Annotated in this window: 8 protein-coding genes; 6 read left to right on the top strand and 2 right to left on the bottom strand. The window is 62.8% G+C overall.

Annotated elements, in window-relative coordinates:
* Positions 1 to 87 precede the first annotated feature (87 nt).
* Both N688_RS16015 and N688_RS16010 read right to left on the bottom strand, forming a co-directional pair.
* Positions 88 to 3,192 carry a DUF1156 domain-containing protein gene (locus N688_RS16015; protein WP_081838917.1) on the bottom strand — a complete coding sequence of 1,035 codons (3,105 nt, stop codon included), beginning with the start codon at positions 3,190 to 3,192 and terminating at the stop codon, positions 88 to 90.
* A 51-nt stretch (positions 3,193 to 3,243) separates the two neighbouring features.
* Complete coding sequence (locus N688_RS16010; RefSeq protein WP_156025466.1) at positions 3,244 to 6,864, bottom strand: helicase-related protein; 3,621 nt, start codon at positions 6,862 to 6,864, stop codon at positions 3,244 to 3,246.
* A 491-nt stretch (positions 6,865 to 7,355) separates the two neighbouring features.
* Here N688_RS16010 and N688_RS16005 point away from each other — a divergent pair, with 491 nt between their 5' ends.
* From N688_RS16005 to N688_RS15980, 6 genes are all read left to right on the top strand, one after another.
* Positions 7,356 to 8,321, top strand: a complete 966-nt coding sequence (locus N688_RS16005; protein ID WP_052890219.1) for a GtrA family protein — start codon at positions 7,356 to 7,358, stop codon at positions 8,319 to 8,321.
* Positions 8,318 to 10,741, top strand: a complete 2,424-nt coding sequence (locus N688_RS16000) for a glycosyltransferase family 39 protein (protein WP_202901938.1) — start codon at positions 8,318 to 8,320, stop codon at positions 10,739 to 10,741. The genes N688_RS16005 and N688_RS16000 overlap by 4 nt, the downstream gene beginning before the upstream one ends.
* Positions 10,742 to 11,269: 528 nt before the next feature.
* Positions 11,270 to 12,730, top strand: coding sequence for a pectate lyase family protein (locus N688_RS15995; protein ID WP_156025465.1), 1,461 nt, complete (start codon positions 11,270 to 11,272; stop codon positions 12,728 to 12,730).
* 978 nt (positions 12,731 to 13,708) lie between these two features.
* Positions 13,709 to 14,107, top strand: a complete 399-nt coding sequence (locus N688_RS23240; protein WP_162179578.1) for a hypothetical protein — start codon at positions 13,709 to 13,711, stop codon at positions 14,105 to 14,107.
* Between the two features lie 19 nt (positions 14,108 to 14,126).
* Positions 14,127 to 15,131: an FAD:protein FMN transferase gene (locus N688_RS15985; RefSeq protein ID WP_162179577.1), complete on the top strand. Its 1,005-nt coding sequence runs from the start codon at positions 14,127 to 14,129 to the stop codon at positions 15,129 to 15,131.
* 129 nt (positions 15,132 to 15,260) lie between these two features.
* Positions 15,261 to 16,016, top strand: a complete 756-nt coding sequence (locus N688_RS15980) for a ferric reductase-like transmembrane domain-containing protein (RefSeq protein ID WP_052890215.1) — start codon at positions 15,261 to 15,263, stop codon at positions 16,014 to 16,016.
* Positions 16,017 to 16,247: the final 231 nt, after the last annotated feature.

Here is a 16,247-nt window from a genome sequence, read left to right as displayed (position 1 = left end):
ATCGGAGCAGGAACAGATCGGGCAGCAGGCCAGGAACGTGCAGCTGCCCTCTTCTGGCCTGCTGCAGGATGGATCAGAGAGCCTTGCCTAGACCCGGCTGAACGGCAGGCGCTGGCTCGGCAAGCCTTTGCGCTGGTCGAGATGGTTGCTGATGCTCTCCAACAGGGAACGCTCATCGCTGCTCTCGGCGGCCAGCTCGATGAGGGCCTGCAGCAGGGCACGGAAGAGCGGCTTGTGGTCGAGCATCTGATGGTCGAGATAGTCGTTGACGGGACGGACGTCGCCGGCCTTCCACAGGTGCATGAGATGATGAACCTGGTCGATGAGCGGGGGCGGCTCATCGTCTCTGCCGTTGACGCTCTGACCCAGGTGCGGCTGACGACGCTGCTGCCAGCTTTTGAGGCGCAGGTTGCTGCCGCTGCTCTCGCTCTGCTCTTCGCCGGTCTCCTCGTCGCCCTCGTCTTCCTCGTCGCTCCCGTCGGAGCTGCTGCCGTTGCCATTGGGGGCGCTGGCCGGGGCGCCGCGGCTGAGCAGGTCGTAGCGCTGCACGAGGTCGCGATCGCTGAGGCCGCAGGACATGGCGTAGAGGATACAGACGCCGCTGGGTACCGGCTCGAAGCCGAAGCTGTAGCGGTGCAGCAGGTAGTAGGCGGTGAGGTCGTCCAGCTCGCTGATGCTCTGGTCGCTCTGGCTGAGGACACGCCCAACCATGAAGTCGACGACGATGCGCCGGACGTGGCGCAGGAATTCGCTGACGCTCATGAGCTGGCCCGGCTGGTCGGCTTTTTTGACAACCGGGTAGCGGCTGTAGATTTCGAGGGCCACGCCGGTGGCCGACCAGATGAAGTCGGGGCCGCGAATGCCGACGTCCCAGAAGTGGCGCAGGCGTTCGGTAATGTTCTGGCGCATCTCGGCAAGGACGGTCTTGTCCCAGCCGGGGCGCGTGCTCTCGGGCCGCCGCCGGCAGACCAGCCAGATGGAGGAAGAAAGGGAAGCTCGTTCGAAGTTACGGACTCCTCCCCTCATCTCAGTTGCTATTGGCCAGGAAGCCACGACGACGAAGCCGGCGCGGATGAGGGCGGCGACCAGGGTCTCCCAGGCGTCGGGCTGCTTGTGGGCGAAGACGATGACCAGGCGCCCGTCGGGGCTCAGAGCGCGGTAACAGGCCTGGAAGGCGCGGTACATGCCGTCTTCGTAGGCGGCCCGCGAGCGCTGGCGGTCGCCAGCGAAGCGGCTGGCGTCGTCGATCAGCTCGCCGTCGTTGCGCTCATGATCCCACTTGGGCGCGAGCAGGCTGGCAAAGACGGCGTCGATCTCGGGGCTGAGGCCGTGCAGGCTGCGCCGAAGCCAGACGTAGAAGAAGTCCATCAGGTCAGAGTAGGGGATGGCGTCATAATAAGGTGGATCAGTAATGATCAGATCAAACTTCGATGGAACAGACTGAGTTGCGCTTTGATTTAAAATAGTAGGCTTACTTGAAGAAGATGTAGGAGATAGTAGGTTTCTCAGAACTTCTGTGATACCAGCAATAGCTCCATTGTAGAACCTCTCCTTAGTAGATAATGGGTTAGCTTCTGCAAAATCCCAGCTAATGGGTAAAGCAAAACGCAAGAACGTTTGTTTGACCTCCCCCGCTGCCGGTTCCCATACGCAAAGGGTACTCATATAGTTAGCAGTGCGGTCAATCGCCAGGGCCAGATAGGCGCTGATGGCCTCCACCCAGTGCGGCGGATAGCCGCGGAGGCGCAGCTCCTCGCGCACAGCACGCGTCTCGCGCACGAAGGTCCCCAGGGCCAGCAACTGGCGCGGCGTAAAGAGCTGCTCCCAGCGCTCAAAGCCGTAGCCATCCACTGAAAAAGCGCGGCTGGCTCCGGGACCGCCGCGGGGCAAAGGCTCCTCTGGCAGACCGAAAGGGATCGCCGCGAACAAGGTTGGCAGCGCCTGAGCCGCCTCCTCAGCAGCCTGGCGCTCCTCCTCCGTCGGCAAGCGATACTCCTTCCCCTGCTTGCCCTCGACAATCACCGCCGTCAGCATCGTCCCCAGGCGGCCCGCCTTGCCCTCAAAGCGGATATCCTCCATCTTGATCACCGTCCCGCAGCAGGGGCAGGTTACCCCTGTGCGCGACATCGTCCCCCCACCCACGCGGCGCTCAAAAGCCCGGCGCTCCTGGGTCGTCCCCGTCGGCAGCGGCACATCCTCCCAGATCTCGAAGACCACGCCCGTCCGCTCAGCGTTTGGCTCCATCTTGAGCGCCACCCGCTTCTTCCCTGTCCTGGCCAGCCAGCGCGTCTTGAGCAGCGGCACCGTCGCCCGGCAATTCTTGCAGCGCATCGTTCGCGCCCACAGGTAAGCCACCGTCGGCCTGTCATCGACCATCGGATAGTAGCCTGCCAGCGCCGCCCGCGCCCGCTGCAACACCCACTCGCCCCAGGCGCGCACATGCCAGGCCGCCTCAGCCTCCAGACTCACAGCGACCTGCAGACCAGTTAGCTCAGGCTGCCGTGGCGGCTCCTCCGCTTCTGCTCCCTCGCCTGCTCCATTCACTCCCAGCTGCCTTAGCGTCGCCTCCAGCCTCGCTCCCTTCAGGCCCTGAGCCTTCAGATAAGCCTCCATAAAAGAGTGCCAGCCCAACACAAAATCCGGCAGCCGGCGCCGCTCCCCGGCCAGGTGCCAGGGATATTCCAGCGTGCACTTCAACAGAAACCAGGCCACCGGATTCAGATCGATCGCCGTCACCTCGCAGCCCAGGCGCATGGCCTCCAGCGGAATAGCTCCGCCGCCGGCGAACGGATCAAGCACCCGCGGTGCCCGCCCGCCGAAAGCCGCCCGAATCTCCTGGCGAAACGGCTCCAGCGCTTCATCCGTCTCCCGTCCCCAATGCAGGACCCCCCCTTCCGTCTCCTCCTGATGCTCCAGACGACGTGCCCCCTGCCGCTGGCGCTGGCGGGTCGGATCTTTCACTCGTCCGGCAATGCGCTGCAACAACTGGCGCCGCTGCTGCTCCGACTCCGGGGCCGGCAGCAAGGCCGTCAGCAAGGCCGCGCGACAGGCCGCCAGCGGACGGCGCGCCGGCCAGATATGCAACGTCGACAGATGCCCGTGGCGCACATTCTTCTCATGCACCGCATCAAGAGACGTCTGCTTCAAAGGGAAATCGACCTCAATCAGGCGACGCTCCTCATGCATAACCATATTCCTTAACAGCGATATACTGGGGAAAGAAATATCATAGGAGAAAGCAGCTCACTCCTCGGCGGCGCGCTGAATATCCGCCGGCGAGAAGAGCACCCCGCCCTTGGGATAGGCGGTCAGCTTCGCGTGCGGATTCTGAACGCGCCGCAGCACCGGAGCCAGCTTCTCACATTCGAAAACGCAATACAACCAATATTTTGCACCCAGATTCTGTGCGCGCCGATACTCATTTTCCGTCATCTCAATCGGGCCAGTCCCGACACGCCCCTTTACCTCGATCGCCCGCTCCTCGCCTGAAGGGCGCCGCGAGAGCAAATCGAAGCCCGGCCAGGACTCCAGCCCGGCGGCCCGCGCCTTCGCTGGCGTCGACACATCCCACACCAGCGCCCCGCGCTCCTCCTCATACGCGCGCGCCATCCGCATTGCGATCTCCTCCACCGCCTCCGCATAGCGCCGCTCATCCTCGGGATCAACCGACGGCAAAACCACAGCCTGCGCCAGCAGCGTCACCTCTCCCACCCCCAACAGCTCCGGCTCGCGACTCAGCGTCATCAGCGCCTCCTCGCGCCGCCTTTGCAGCGACTGCTGCAAAGCCTTGACGCGCGTCAACTCGCCCTTCGCCCGCGCATCGCCGGCCAGAGCCTTCTCATGGAGGCGGCGCCGCCGCTCAGCTAACTCGCCCTCCTGATAAGTAAAGGCGCGCTTCAAGAACATTTGCCGCCCCGCCAGAGTCTGCAGAAGAGCCGCGCGCCGCTCCTCGACCAGGCGCTTACCGACCGTCTCGCGCACAAAAGCCTCCAGCGCCTCCATTCGCTGCGGCCAAAGCGGCGCCCAAAGCTCCAGCGCCCGGCGCGCCCGCTCCGCCTGATCCTCATCGCCGCTGCCATCGCGCAAGAGCAGCAACTGCTCCGCCGGGCACTCGCTCAGCGTCCCACCCTCCTCCTGGCGCACCCCGACCAGCGCCACCCGCACCAGCTCAGGCCGCTGCAAGGCCCGCAGACTGGCATCGCCCTCGCGCCGCACCACCAGGCGCAGCAAAAAGAACATATATGGGCGGCGCGCCGTCGGATCGATAAAGATCGCCCCGCGCTCCGCCTGCTCAGCATAGCGGGCCCAGATCAGATGCTGCAGCCGATCAAAGACCGGCTCCCCCGGATAGAGAAAGATCACCTCCTCATCCGCGCGTGGCGGATAAACCGTCAAGCGCCTGCGACGCGACAACGGATAGCGCTCCAGCGCCGGCGTCAATTGCTCCAAGGCCCCCGCCATCCGCTCGCGCAGCCCAAACGTCCCATCGCCATAGTCCTCAACCTGCAACCCGAGCAACGGCGCCGCCCGCTCCACAAAAGCCCGCACGTAGCCCGGCAACAAGCGGCGATAGCGCTCCCGCTCCAACTCCTGGCGCAGGCGAGGCAGCTCCCGCCTGATGGCATCCGCCCCTGTTCCCGCCGCTCCCTCGCTCAGCCCATAGCGTCGGCGCTCCTCCTCCTGCTCAGCGCGCACCCGCTGCGCCGTCAGCGACTCCTCCAGACGCCGCCCGATCTCCTCTGTCACCTCCGCCGGCCCCAAGACCACCCGCTCCATATACTCGCGCAACGACACCCCTTCCAGCAGGCGCCCGATCACATCGAAGACCTTATCGCTCCCCAGCTCCTGGCGGATCGCCTCCAGCTTCTCCAGCAGGCGCTCCATCACCCGGCCCTCGCGCGTATTGCCCGCCACCAAATTGACAATAGAGACCGAGTCATGCTGCTGACCATAGCGATGAATACGCCCCATGCGCTGCTCAAGGCGGGCCGGATTCCACGGCAGATCATAGTTCACCAGCAGCCAGGCCACCTGCAGATTGACCCCCTCGCCAGCGGCGTCCGTCGCCAGCAAATAGCGCGCTCCGCCCTCGGTGAGTGGCCTGCGGAAAAATGACACCGCCTGCTCGCGCTCCTCATAATCCATCCCGCCATGAATCACCGCCAACTGGCCTGTAAAGCCCAGCGCCTCCAGGCGACGCTGCAAAAACTCCAGCGTATCGCGATGCTCCGTAAAAATAATCAGCTTCTCCCCGGCGAAGCGCGGATCTCGCAGCACCTCGCGCAACTTCTCAAACTTCGCCTCCGACCCCCGCTCATAGACCTGGCGAGCCTGAGCCAGCAACCTGGCCACCTGCGCGCGTTCCACCTCCAGCTCCTGCAACGACGAGGCCAGCACCGCCCGGAGAATCTCCTCCTCAGCCCGCTCATGCTCCTCCTGGCCTGCGACACGCTCCTCCTCATCGGCGGTCTTCGTCTCCAACGGATCGCTCAGCTCGGACAAGGCTGCCTGTGTCAATTGCCGCAAGCGTGCGGACGGCAGCTCCCCCCGACGTACGCGCGCGATCAAGTCATCGAGCCGCTCCAGACGACGCTCCAGCGAGCGCAGCAGGGCATAGGTCGAACTGGCCAGCCGGCGCTGAAAAACGCTCATCGCCAGACGCGCCGCCTGACGGTTCAGCAGGCTCGCGCGGTTGTAGGTCGTGCGGATATACTCCGTCGTCTCCTCATACAGAGCCTGCTCCGGCGGACTCAACTCGTAGCGCAAGGTTGTCGCCAGGCGCGGCGGATAGAGCGGGCGCCCGTCGAGCGTCACCAACTCCTCTTTCACACGGCGCAAAAAATGGCGCCGGCGCTCCTCCGCCGGGAACTGCTCGAAAGCCTGCGGCGTTGACAGCAGCTCCGGCTCCAGCAAGCGCCAGAGGCAATAATAAGGATCAGGCTTCCCCATATGCGGCGTCGCCGTCAACAACAGCAAATGATGACAGCTCCACGACAGCGACCAGCGCGCGTCATCGGTGGGAATGCCAGCCAGCGCCTCCGCCAGCCGATAGCGATCCGTGGCCCGCAAGCGCCCATCGCTGTCGAAACTCGCGCTCAGCTTGTGGGCCTCATCAAAAACCACCAGATCGTACGGCTCAACCGTCTCCTCCTGCAAACGCCGAAAAAGACGCTCGCCGGCCAGCGTATCCACGCTCACAATCAGCAGGTTGCTCTCCGGTCCCACAAACGGATTGCTCCCACGCGCCTCACTGCCCACCACGATGCGAAACGGCAGATTGAACAGCCGCTGCAGCTCATGACGCCAGTTGCCGACCAGACCCGCCGGAGAGACAATCAGTACGCGCGTAATCAAGCGCCGGCTCAGCATCTCGCGGATATAGAGACCAGTCATAATCGTCTTCCCAGCGCCCGCATCATCCGCCAGCAGAAAGCGCAATCGAGACTGAGGCAGCAGATACTCATAAACGGCGATCCGTTGATGGGGCAGAGGATCGATCAGTGCCACCTCGGATGCAAAGGTAGGATTAAATAAATAGGCATAAGAGAGGCGTTCGCCCTCGACCACCGTGCGCACCACCACCGGATCAGCGTCAAAATCGGGCGGCCCCGCTCGCCAGGAACCGGCCCGCTCCCAGGCGGCTAGGACTTTTGGGGGAGAGTGAGAAGCTGTCAGCCCGGTCAGCGGCTCAATGTGGCCGGCTGGCGGCCTGGGGAGAGTGCCCTCTTGGGCTTGTTGCACAAGATCAAGATGAGAAACTGGCCACTGGGCCTGCTCCTCCTCGTGAGGCCGGTGTCGACGGAGCGACTGCTCGGATGGAGGAAAGGCTGTCGGGTCTGAAGGGTCACTACCCGAACCACTCAAAGGAAACTGCTCCTTACCAGACCTGACGAACGTCGCAACCGTAGTGCCTGTCGCCAATTGTACTATATCGGCATCTCTAGATCAAGTCGGCAAACAATTCGTCTTGAGCAGAGCCGGACCCGGAGCGCAAGCGGCGCTCAGCGGGGCTGAGGGGCCGCCATCGTCATTCATAAGAAAATTCTCATCTTTCTCCAATCTTTTTTCAAAGAAAGGCCCCTATGCTAAAGGCGACAGGGAGACCTGGGGGCGGGCGCCGACCTCAGCAGTGTCGGGGCCAGCGCGTGCCGACGAGGCGATACCTGGACGGGTGGCGGCCCTGTCGAAAGCCATCTGGTCTCGGTTTGCAGCGCTGGAGCGCGCCGACGCCTGGATAGCGCAATAGCAGCAATGGAGCGAGCACGCGAAGACCGCATCGGGCATAGATCAAGCAATAGAGAACAGCAGAGCGAAGCACACGAAGCAGAGAACAATCAGAAAGAGGAGAGACAGTATTGATTCTGCTAGAACGGCCAGCTGGTGAACCAGCCCGCCGGCCTGCTCAGGTGGGACGCAATCCGGAGCGACTCGCAGAAAGCGCCGGCGTTGCATCTGAGCCACGACCAGTGATGACCCGGCAGGCGCAGCTGAGTCAGCGCCAGTCGCTGTCGCGGCAAACTCAGCGAGCGCAGCGCATTCTGCGGCCTACGAAGCTCTATCGGCTCAGCCTGCCGGAGCCGGGTCTGGCCATCTCCCTGGCCCTCGTGCCGACTGGTCAGGACGAGGCCCTCATTGTCAGCCTGACCGATCAGGGGCAGGAGGAGCCGGAGGGGCCGAACACCAGCTACCCTGAACCGGATCAGAGCAAGCGAGCTGTGGCAGCCAAGGCTGGCGGAGAGCAAGGCCACGCAGCTAGAAACCTTGGCCAGCTCCTGCGCTTTGCCATCACCGGTGGTCTCAACACCCTGGTCGACATCGTCGTCCTCAACATCCTGGTCTGGCTCCTGGACGTTAGGAGCGCGCCCTTGCTCCTGGCCTGCAACATCGTCGCCTACTGTGTGGGAGCCATCAACAGCTTTATCCTCAACAAGTATTGGACCTTTGGCAAGCGCGAGCCAGTCACGAGCGGCGAACTCTGGCGCTTCGCCCTCATCACCCTCAGCGGCAGCCTCTGGAGCAGCGGCATTCTCTGGCTGGCAGGCCTGGCCCTGCAGCACGTCCTGGTCAACCCGACCCTCTGGACCAACGCCGCCAAAGTCATCGCCATTGGGGGCACCTCCCTCATCTCCTACCTTGGCCTGCGGCTCTGGGTCTTTGTCCAGCGTCGACCTGCTCAAAGAGGGGCAAGCCTGCATCTTTCATCCCAGCAACGGCCTTATCCACAAAGGAGGCCCTCGTCTGCCGAAGGTAGCATCCTGACGTCAGAAACACCGCATGTCCATCAAACCCTGTCGAGGAGGAAAGGACCCGAAACGCTATGATGGAAACACCGACCCCGGCTCCGACTCCGGCCCTAGCGGAGATCGAGCAGCCGCTGGTTGCCGACACAACGCCACCATTGGCCACAAAGTGGGACTGGCCACCGCTCTGGCGGCGCCTCGCCTTAGCGGCCATCGCCCTGCTCTCTGTCTTTCTCAACTTCTACCAGCTCGGCGCCAATGGCTTCGGCAATCTCTACTACGCCGCGGGCGTACGCAGCATGCTCGATAGCTGGCACAACTTCTTCTTCGTCTCCTTCGATCCCGGCGGCTTCGTCACCATCGACAAGCCACCCCTGGGCTTCTGGCTGCAAGTTGCCAGCGCCAAAATCTTCGGCTTCACGGCCTTCAGCGTCCTGCTGCCCCAGGCCCTGGCGGGCGTCCTCTCCGTCCTGCTGCTCTACTATCTTGTGCAGCGACACTTTGGCACCACCGCCGGCCTGCTAGCGGCCCTGGCCCTGGCCATCAGCCCGATCAGCGTCGTCACCAACCGCAACAACACCATCGATAGCACGCTGGTCTTTGTCATGCTGCTCGGTGCCTGGGCCGTCATGCGGGCTGCCGAGACAGGGAAACTGCGCTGGCTGCTGCTGTGCGCTCTCTTTATCGGCTTAGGCTTCAACATCAAGATGCTCGAAGCCTACCTCGTTGTGCCAGCCTACGGCCTGCTCTACTTGCTGGCCGCTCCACGGCGCATTTGGGTGCGCATCGGCCATCTGGCCCTGGCTGCCGTCCTCATGCTGGCCGTTTCCTTATCCTGGGCCCTGGCCGTCGACCTGACCCCGGCCTCAGCCCGTCCGTACGTCGGCTCCAGCCAGGACAACTCAGAGATCAGCCTGGCCCTGGGCTACAACGGTATTCAACGTCTCCTTGGGCAATTTGGCTTTGGGCCGGGCGCGCGCAGCAATATGGCTCCGCCAAGCTTTGAGCGGAACGGCGGCAGTAACTCCAGTAGTAGTAGCTCTTCGAATCAAAATAGTAGCTCTTCCAATCAAAACGGTAATAATGGCACTAGCGCCACGCCACCCGCGAATGGCTACTTCCAGCCAGGTGGGCAACCACCTGCGGGCACTCAAGAGGGACCCTCGCAGGGCAGTAGCTCCCCATCTGAAGGGACGGCACCGGGCAATGGCCCAAACAATGGAACAGGCAATACGAATAGCGGTAACGGAAGCAACAACGGCCCGACCACTACTCCGGCAGGCAATCCCGGCTCTGATAATCAGTACGTGATTAACAACGTGGGGCAGCCACCAGAGGGCCAGGGAGGTATGAACGGGGGCGGCATGTTCGGCACCGGCACGCCTGGTCCATTCCGGCTCTTCGATGAACCACTCGGAGGCCAGATTGTCTGGCTGCTGCCGCTGGCCCTGCTGGCTATCGTGGCCATTGCCTGGCAGCGGCGACCGCGCTTCCGGGGCGACCCCGAACAACAGGGGCTGGTGCTCTGGGGGGTCTGGCTGCTCACCACAGCGGTCTTCTTCTCGATGGCGGGCTTCTTCCATCAGTACTACCTGACCACTATGGCCCCGGCGGTCGCCGCCCTCTTCGGTATTGGCGTAGTGGTCATGTGGCACGACTATCGTCGTCGTGGCTGGCGCGGCTGGCTGCTGCCGCTGGCCCTGCTCTTGACAGCTCTCGAGCAGCTTCACATCATCACCAGTAATCCGGCCTGGGGCACCTGGCTGATCCCCCTGATTGCCGTGCCCTGCGCCCTGGCGGCCCTGATCCTCTTCATCGCGCGCTTTGTCTCCTTCCTGCGCGAGCGAGCACAAGTGTTGGTGCCGGCTCTTGTCGTGGCCCTCATCGCGCTGCAGCTCACGCCGGCGGTCTGGTCCTTCATCCCTGTCCTGCGCGGCGAAGCGGCCAGTCTCCCAACGGCTGGCCCGGGCAGCCAGTTTGGCGGCCTGGGAACCGGCGGCTTCCGGGCCTTCAATGGCGCGGGAAACAGTAGCGCCGCCGATCGCTCCTACTCTGGAGACTTCGAGCGGGCTGCCTCTGGGCAGAACGGCCAGCGTCCCAATGGGGCCGGGGCCGGGGCCGGTGGCGAGGGCCCCAGCGTCAATACGGCCCTCATTAACTACCTCCAGGCTCATCGCAACGGCGCCAAGTACCTGGTTGCCGTCATGAGTTCCAATGAGGCCGAATCGATCATTCTGGCCACCAATCAGCCGGTGATGGCGATGGGCGGCTTCTCTGGTACCGATCCAATTCTGACGCCGGCCAAGCTGGCTCAGCTCGTCAAGAGCGGCCAGGTGCGCTTCTTCCTGATCAATGGAGCTGGCGGTGGTGGCCGTGGTGATGTTCAGAGCGAGTTGATTAACTGGATCACCCAGCACTGCAAGCAGGTGCCGAGCAGCGCCTGGCAATCCTCCGGCGCGAGCAGCGGCGGCGCCCAGCTCTACGAGTACACCGGCAACTAAACGAAGCAGATACGCAGCGAGGCGAGGCCGCCGGCCCCTCCTGCGGGCGCCCGCGTCCCGTCTCGCCCTCCCTTTGACCTGTCCTGTCCTACCTTGTTCCAACAAGCGGGCGGGTCGGCTCCTCTGCTCATCCAGAGCAAGAGCCGGCCCGCTCTGCGTGTGGCCCTTCACCCCTCCTCTCGCTCATATCCAACGCAATTACTATCAATGGTACTTTCTGGTATGTTCTGGCAATAGATGAGTTGTGGTCAATGACACAAGTTGAGAACTGGTTTCACACGATAAACGTCTGTGTCAAGACTCCCCGCTGTAGCAGGAGAAGCGGCCAGAATATTGACGCTAGCCCCATGATCTGGTATTGTGAAACTGCACATTTGATATGATCTATGCTGTAGCACAAGGGCGAGAGCCTCATTGCTGTAAGTAACCGCGGTGCTCATTCTGATGGATGAACGACCCTGATAGTGTCCTGTGCTGCAGCCGCAAGAGGAGGACCCTCAATCGGAAACGTCAAGGAGGAATGTGCGCATGAAGCGAATCGGAAGCAGGAAGCTATTATGGGTAATTGTTCTGACGCTGCTCGTCCTCGTCGGAGGCGGGCTCGCCCTCGTACCCGTGTTCTTGGGGACACACACGGCTGCGGCGGCTCCCGTTGATCAGCTTGTTGGCTATGGAGCCGGCACCACTGGCGGCGCCGGCGGTAGCGTGACCACCGTCAGCACGCTTTCTGCTCTGCAGAACGCTGTCAAAGGCTCCTCGCCCAAGATCGTCTACGTCAGTGGCACGATCACGGGTGACACCGATGTTGATGTTGGCTCCAACACCAGCATCATCGGGGTGGGTTCCACAGCCTCGCTGGTCGGCATTAGCCTCTCGCTCAAGGATGTGAGCAATGTGATCATTCGCAACTTGAGCATCTCTTTCGTGCGTGCCGACGGCAACACCAGCGGGGATGCTATCCATATCGAACACTCGCAGCATGTCTGGGTCGATCACAACAATCTTTTCTCAGACATGGACCACGGCAAAGACTACTACGATGGCCTGGTCGACATCACCCACGCCGCCGACTACATCACGGTCTCCTGGAACCGCCTGCACGACCACTACAAGGTCTCGCTGGTGGGCCACTCCGACTCGAATGCCTCGGAGGATACTGGCCATCTCCATGTGACCTACCATCACAACTGGTTCTATAACGTCAATTCGCGCCTGCCCAGCCTGCGCTTTGGCACCGGCCACATCTACAACAACTACTACCAGAACGTAGATGACAGCGCCATCCATTCGCGCATGGGTGCCCAGGTGCTGGTTGAAAACAACGTCTTCCGCAATGTTGATGTCGCCCTGACGACGACCGGCGATAGTCCTGAAGATGGCTTCGCCAACGCGCGCGGCAACGACTACGGCGGTGCGACGGTTGATATCACTCAGGTCGGAACCTTTACAACGGCCCCCTACAATTACACCCTTGATTCGGCCAGTGATGTCATCAATGAGGTGACAACCTACTCTGGTGTGGGCATCGTCAGCGGCAACGGCTCCAGCGGCGGTGCAACGCCGACACCAACGCCAACGGCAGCGGCGACACGCACGCCGACGCCGACACCAACGGCAGCGGCGACACGCACACCAACGCCAACCCCGACGGCTTCCGCTGGGACGAGCTGCCGCGTGAGCTATACGGTGACGGCCCAGTGGCCGGGCGGCTTCACTGCTAGCCTGACGATCACCAATACGGGTGCGACCGCCTGGAGCAGTTGGCGCCTGACCTTCACTTTCCCGTCCGGGCAGACAGTGACCCAGGGCTGGAATGGAACCTTCAGTCAGTCGGGGAGCACGGTGACGGTGACCAACGCTTCCTATAATGGCAGTGTGGCCGCCGGTGCGAGCGTCAACCCGACACCCGGCTTCAATGGCACCTGGACGACTGCCAACGGGAAGCCGACGTCCTTCAGCGTCAACGGCGTGAGCTGCAGCGTGGCCTGAGTACGTTCGTTTCGGCGAACCTGTTTGTGGCCCGTCCTGTGGCGTTAACGCCTCTTCCTCTGGGCGACCTGGTCCCGGCCCAGGTTGCCGCAGGGGGCCGCTGCGGCGCGGCAGCATGGCGTCAAGCCTGGGGCGGCGCCTTCAGTTGCGAACAACCACATCGGTGGAGCTGGCCCCCGAACCGGTGTGGCCTCTCTTTCCTACTTTTCTCCTTGCTTGCGGCGCTGGCTCTGGCCCGAGCCGAGCCACCTGGCGTCCTCCGACGCGAGCAAGCGTCGGAGACTTGTCCTGCCCCGACGGCTCTCTCCTGGCTGCGGGCGAGAGAGTTCTCATTTTCTTCCAATGCAATTCTCATCGTGACGTGGCATAGCTAAGGATGAGCCATTGAGAGCGAGGGGAGGCCGATCAGAGAGATGGGCTGGCCTCTCCCAGAACGAGTAGCTGAGCCGAGGGCCTGAGTAAGAAGCTTCTCATCTTTCTCCAATGGAAGCCTAAGAAATGCTTGGTAAGCTAGAGGTTGTCTAGTCCGATGCTCTACTTTCGCGAGGCGCTCTACACACGAGAGGTGAAACCATGCACGATGAGAGAAGAGAACGAAATACCGCCACGGGCACTGGCAGCGCTGGCAGCTCCTATGGCGGCTATGGAGCTTCTGGCTCCTACCCCTACCGATCCTATGCAACTTACGGCGGTGCCTATCCCTCTTCGAGCAATGCTCGGGGAGAGAATCCTGATAGGCCCTACGCCCCCTATACCTATCCTCCCTCCGGCTCTTACGGCCCAGGAAACACCCAGGGAACCGGGTGGGAGACCGTGCCCATGCCTGCGACTGCGATCACTCGTTCCTGGCATCAACCGTTCTCAGCCCAGAGCGGCCCGGGAGCCGAAAAGCTCCCGTCGCCAGTGGCCAGGCCGCTGGGAGCAGCTGCCCAGCCGGCAGCCGCGTCAGCGCGCCAGAGACAGAAGAAAGGGTTTAGCATGCCCAAGGAGCAGGCCAGGCGCCTGGCCCAACGGCTGAAGCGCTGGGCTGTGGCCCTGGCCGTAGCGGGCTTCGGCACCTTTAGCGCTCTGGTGGCGTTCCACCAGGCCAGTGCCACTGCCTCCTCATCGTCGTCGTCTGGCGCGCAGTCCCAGGTCAGCACGCCGGCCAGCAGCAATAGCTCGTCGTCATCGTCGTCATCGTCGACCAATGCTACGAGCAACGGCAGCGGGGCCAGCTCATCCTCATCTGGCTCGTCTTCTTCGTCAGCCTCCAGCTCGTCGACGGGCAGCAGCTCATCTCAAGACAGCAATGGCTTCTTCAATCAGCAAGGGGGGGATAACTTTGGCAGCCAGCCGACTTTCGGACAGGGCCACAGCGGCAGCGGCGTCTCCTGAGTCTGTAGAGACGCAGTATGTGACGCCATCAAGGATGGTCCGCGGCAGCTTCCAGGCGATGGGCACTACTGTCAGCTATCTGCTGCCCGTTGAGGGAAGCGAGCAGGGTGCCGAGCTGATTGCCGACCTCTTTGCCCGCTGGGAGGCGATTTTGAGCCGCTTTCGCCCTCAGAGCGAACTGACGCACCTCAACCGCCGTGCTGGCCAGTGGGTTGCGGTGAGCGAACTGCTCTATGTAGTACTCACGCGAGCGCTGGAAGCCGCTGCCGCCAGCGACGGCCTCTATGATCCGACGCTGCTGCCACAGCTCTTGCACCTGGGCTACAATCGCAGCTTTGAGCTTCTGGAGCAGGAGGGGGAGACCGTACATCCTGAGCAAGCGGAGGAGAGGAGCCGGAGAAGCGAAGCCATCGGGGGGTGGCCTGGTGGGGCCTGGCGCCACATTGAGGTCGACCCGGTGATGCGGCGGGTGCGCCTGCCAGCTGGGGTGCAGCTGGACTTTGGAGGCATTGCCAAGGGGATGGCTGTTGATACAGCTCTGGGAGCCTTGCGTCGACGGGGTCTGATACCGGCCCTGGTCAACGCCGGCGGCGACCTGGCCGTCGCTGGTCTGCCGCCCGACGGTGAACACTGGGCCATTGCCGTCCCGGGACGGCGCGGCGGCTGGACCATTCCCTTGCGCCGTGGAGCTGTGGCCACCTCGGGTATTGCCCGCCGTCGCTGGTGGCGGGACGGTACCCTGCGTCATCACCTGCTCGACCCGCGCACGGGCCTGCCTGCCGCTAACGGTCTCTGGTCGGTGACCGTCGTCGCCGATAGCTGTGAACAGGCTGAGGTAGCCGCCAAGGTCGCCTTTCTTCTTGGTCCCGAAGAGGGCCGGGCCTTCCTGCGCCGCCACAGTCTTGCTGGCCTCTTCGTCCACGAAGATGGAAGCTGGCAGAGCGTCGCGCCCTGGCCAACTCATCTGATGACTTCCTGGCCGGAGGAAACTGGCCAGCCAGCGGGAGAAGAAGGAAAGCTCTAGCCAGCCAGGAAGAAGATGGGCACCGCATTGCTGAGGAACAGAGCAATCGCTCGCTCATCAGCTGATGGATGGATAAGAAGAAAGCAAACAGACAAGCGTTCCCTCTATATAAAAAGGAAGAGAAGGTCTATGGCAACAATCTGGCAGAGTGTGACCTGGAATGTGGCGCGGGCAGGTGGTCTGACAGCCTATCTCCTGCTGACGCTGGCGGTCTGTGCCGGGCTGGCGCTCTCGGCACAGCTCCAGTCGCCAGCCCGCTGGCCGCGATTGGTGAACAATGAGCTGCACAATTTTCTGACCTTGCTGGCGACCATCTTTGTGGGGCTGCATATTCTGGCCGTCTGGGTTGACCCCTTTACGCATTTTGGCTGGAACGAGATCCTGATCCCTCTGGCCAGCCACTATCGGCCCATCTGGATGGCATTGGGCATCTGCGCCCTCTACCTGGGGATTGCCATCGGCATTAGCACCCTGCTGCGTCCCTATATCGGCTATCGCTGGTGGCGCCGACTGCACCTGCTCACCCTGCTGCTCTTCGGCCTGGCCACCCTGCACGGACTGGGCAGTGGTAGCGATACACAAAGCTGGTGGGCGCTGGCTCTCTATGGTGGCAGTCTGTGGGCTGTGGGCTGGCTACTCTGGCGGCGGGTGCAGGTCGCGCGACGTACAAAGCAAGAGCGAACCCAGCTGCAAGCGCGGCTCCAGGCCCAGCAGGCTCAGGCGCGACCGGGACCAGCTCAGGCAATGGCTCCGCACCAGTTTCAGCGGCCAGGAGCGTGGGGGACTGGTAACGCTGTAAGACTGCCAACCCAGGGCGGAGCCGCTGCTCCTCCTGCGGAGCCGTGGCGGGCGCCCCAGCCGTCGCAGCCGTTGCGTCGCTACTAAATAAGGGGTGGATTGTTCGAGGGCCAGGGCCAGGTCGCCCTCCATTTTCTCCTGTCTCCCCGACTGGCTTGCACAGGTAGCAGAGGCGAAGACGCTGCCAGCCCGGCCCACGTTCCCACTCCTTATTATTATACGTTGACAGAACCGTCGCCCCTTGTTACACTCGCTGGTAGAGGGCCAGGTCCTGATCTGGCCCGGCAGAGCAACGGGACAGTGCGTCAGCCAAGAAGA

It is taken from the genome of Thermogemmatispora carboxidivorans (genome assembly GCF_000702505.1).
GTDB lineage: Bacteria > Chloroflexota > Ktedonobacteria > Ktedonobacterales > Ktedonobacteraceae > Thermogemmatispora > Thermogemmatispora carboxidivorans.
The sequence above is the reverse complement of the archived record's forward strand: the minus strand, read 5'-3'. Positions and strand labels throughout refer to the sequence as shown.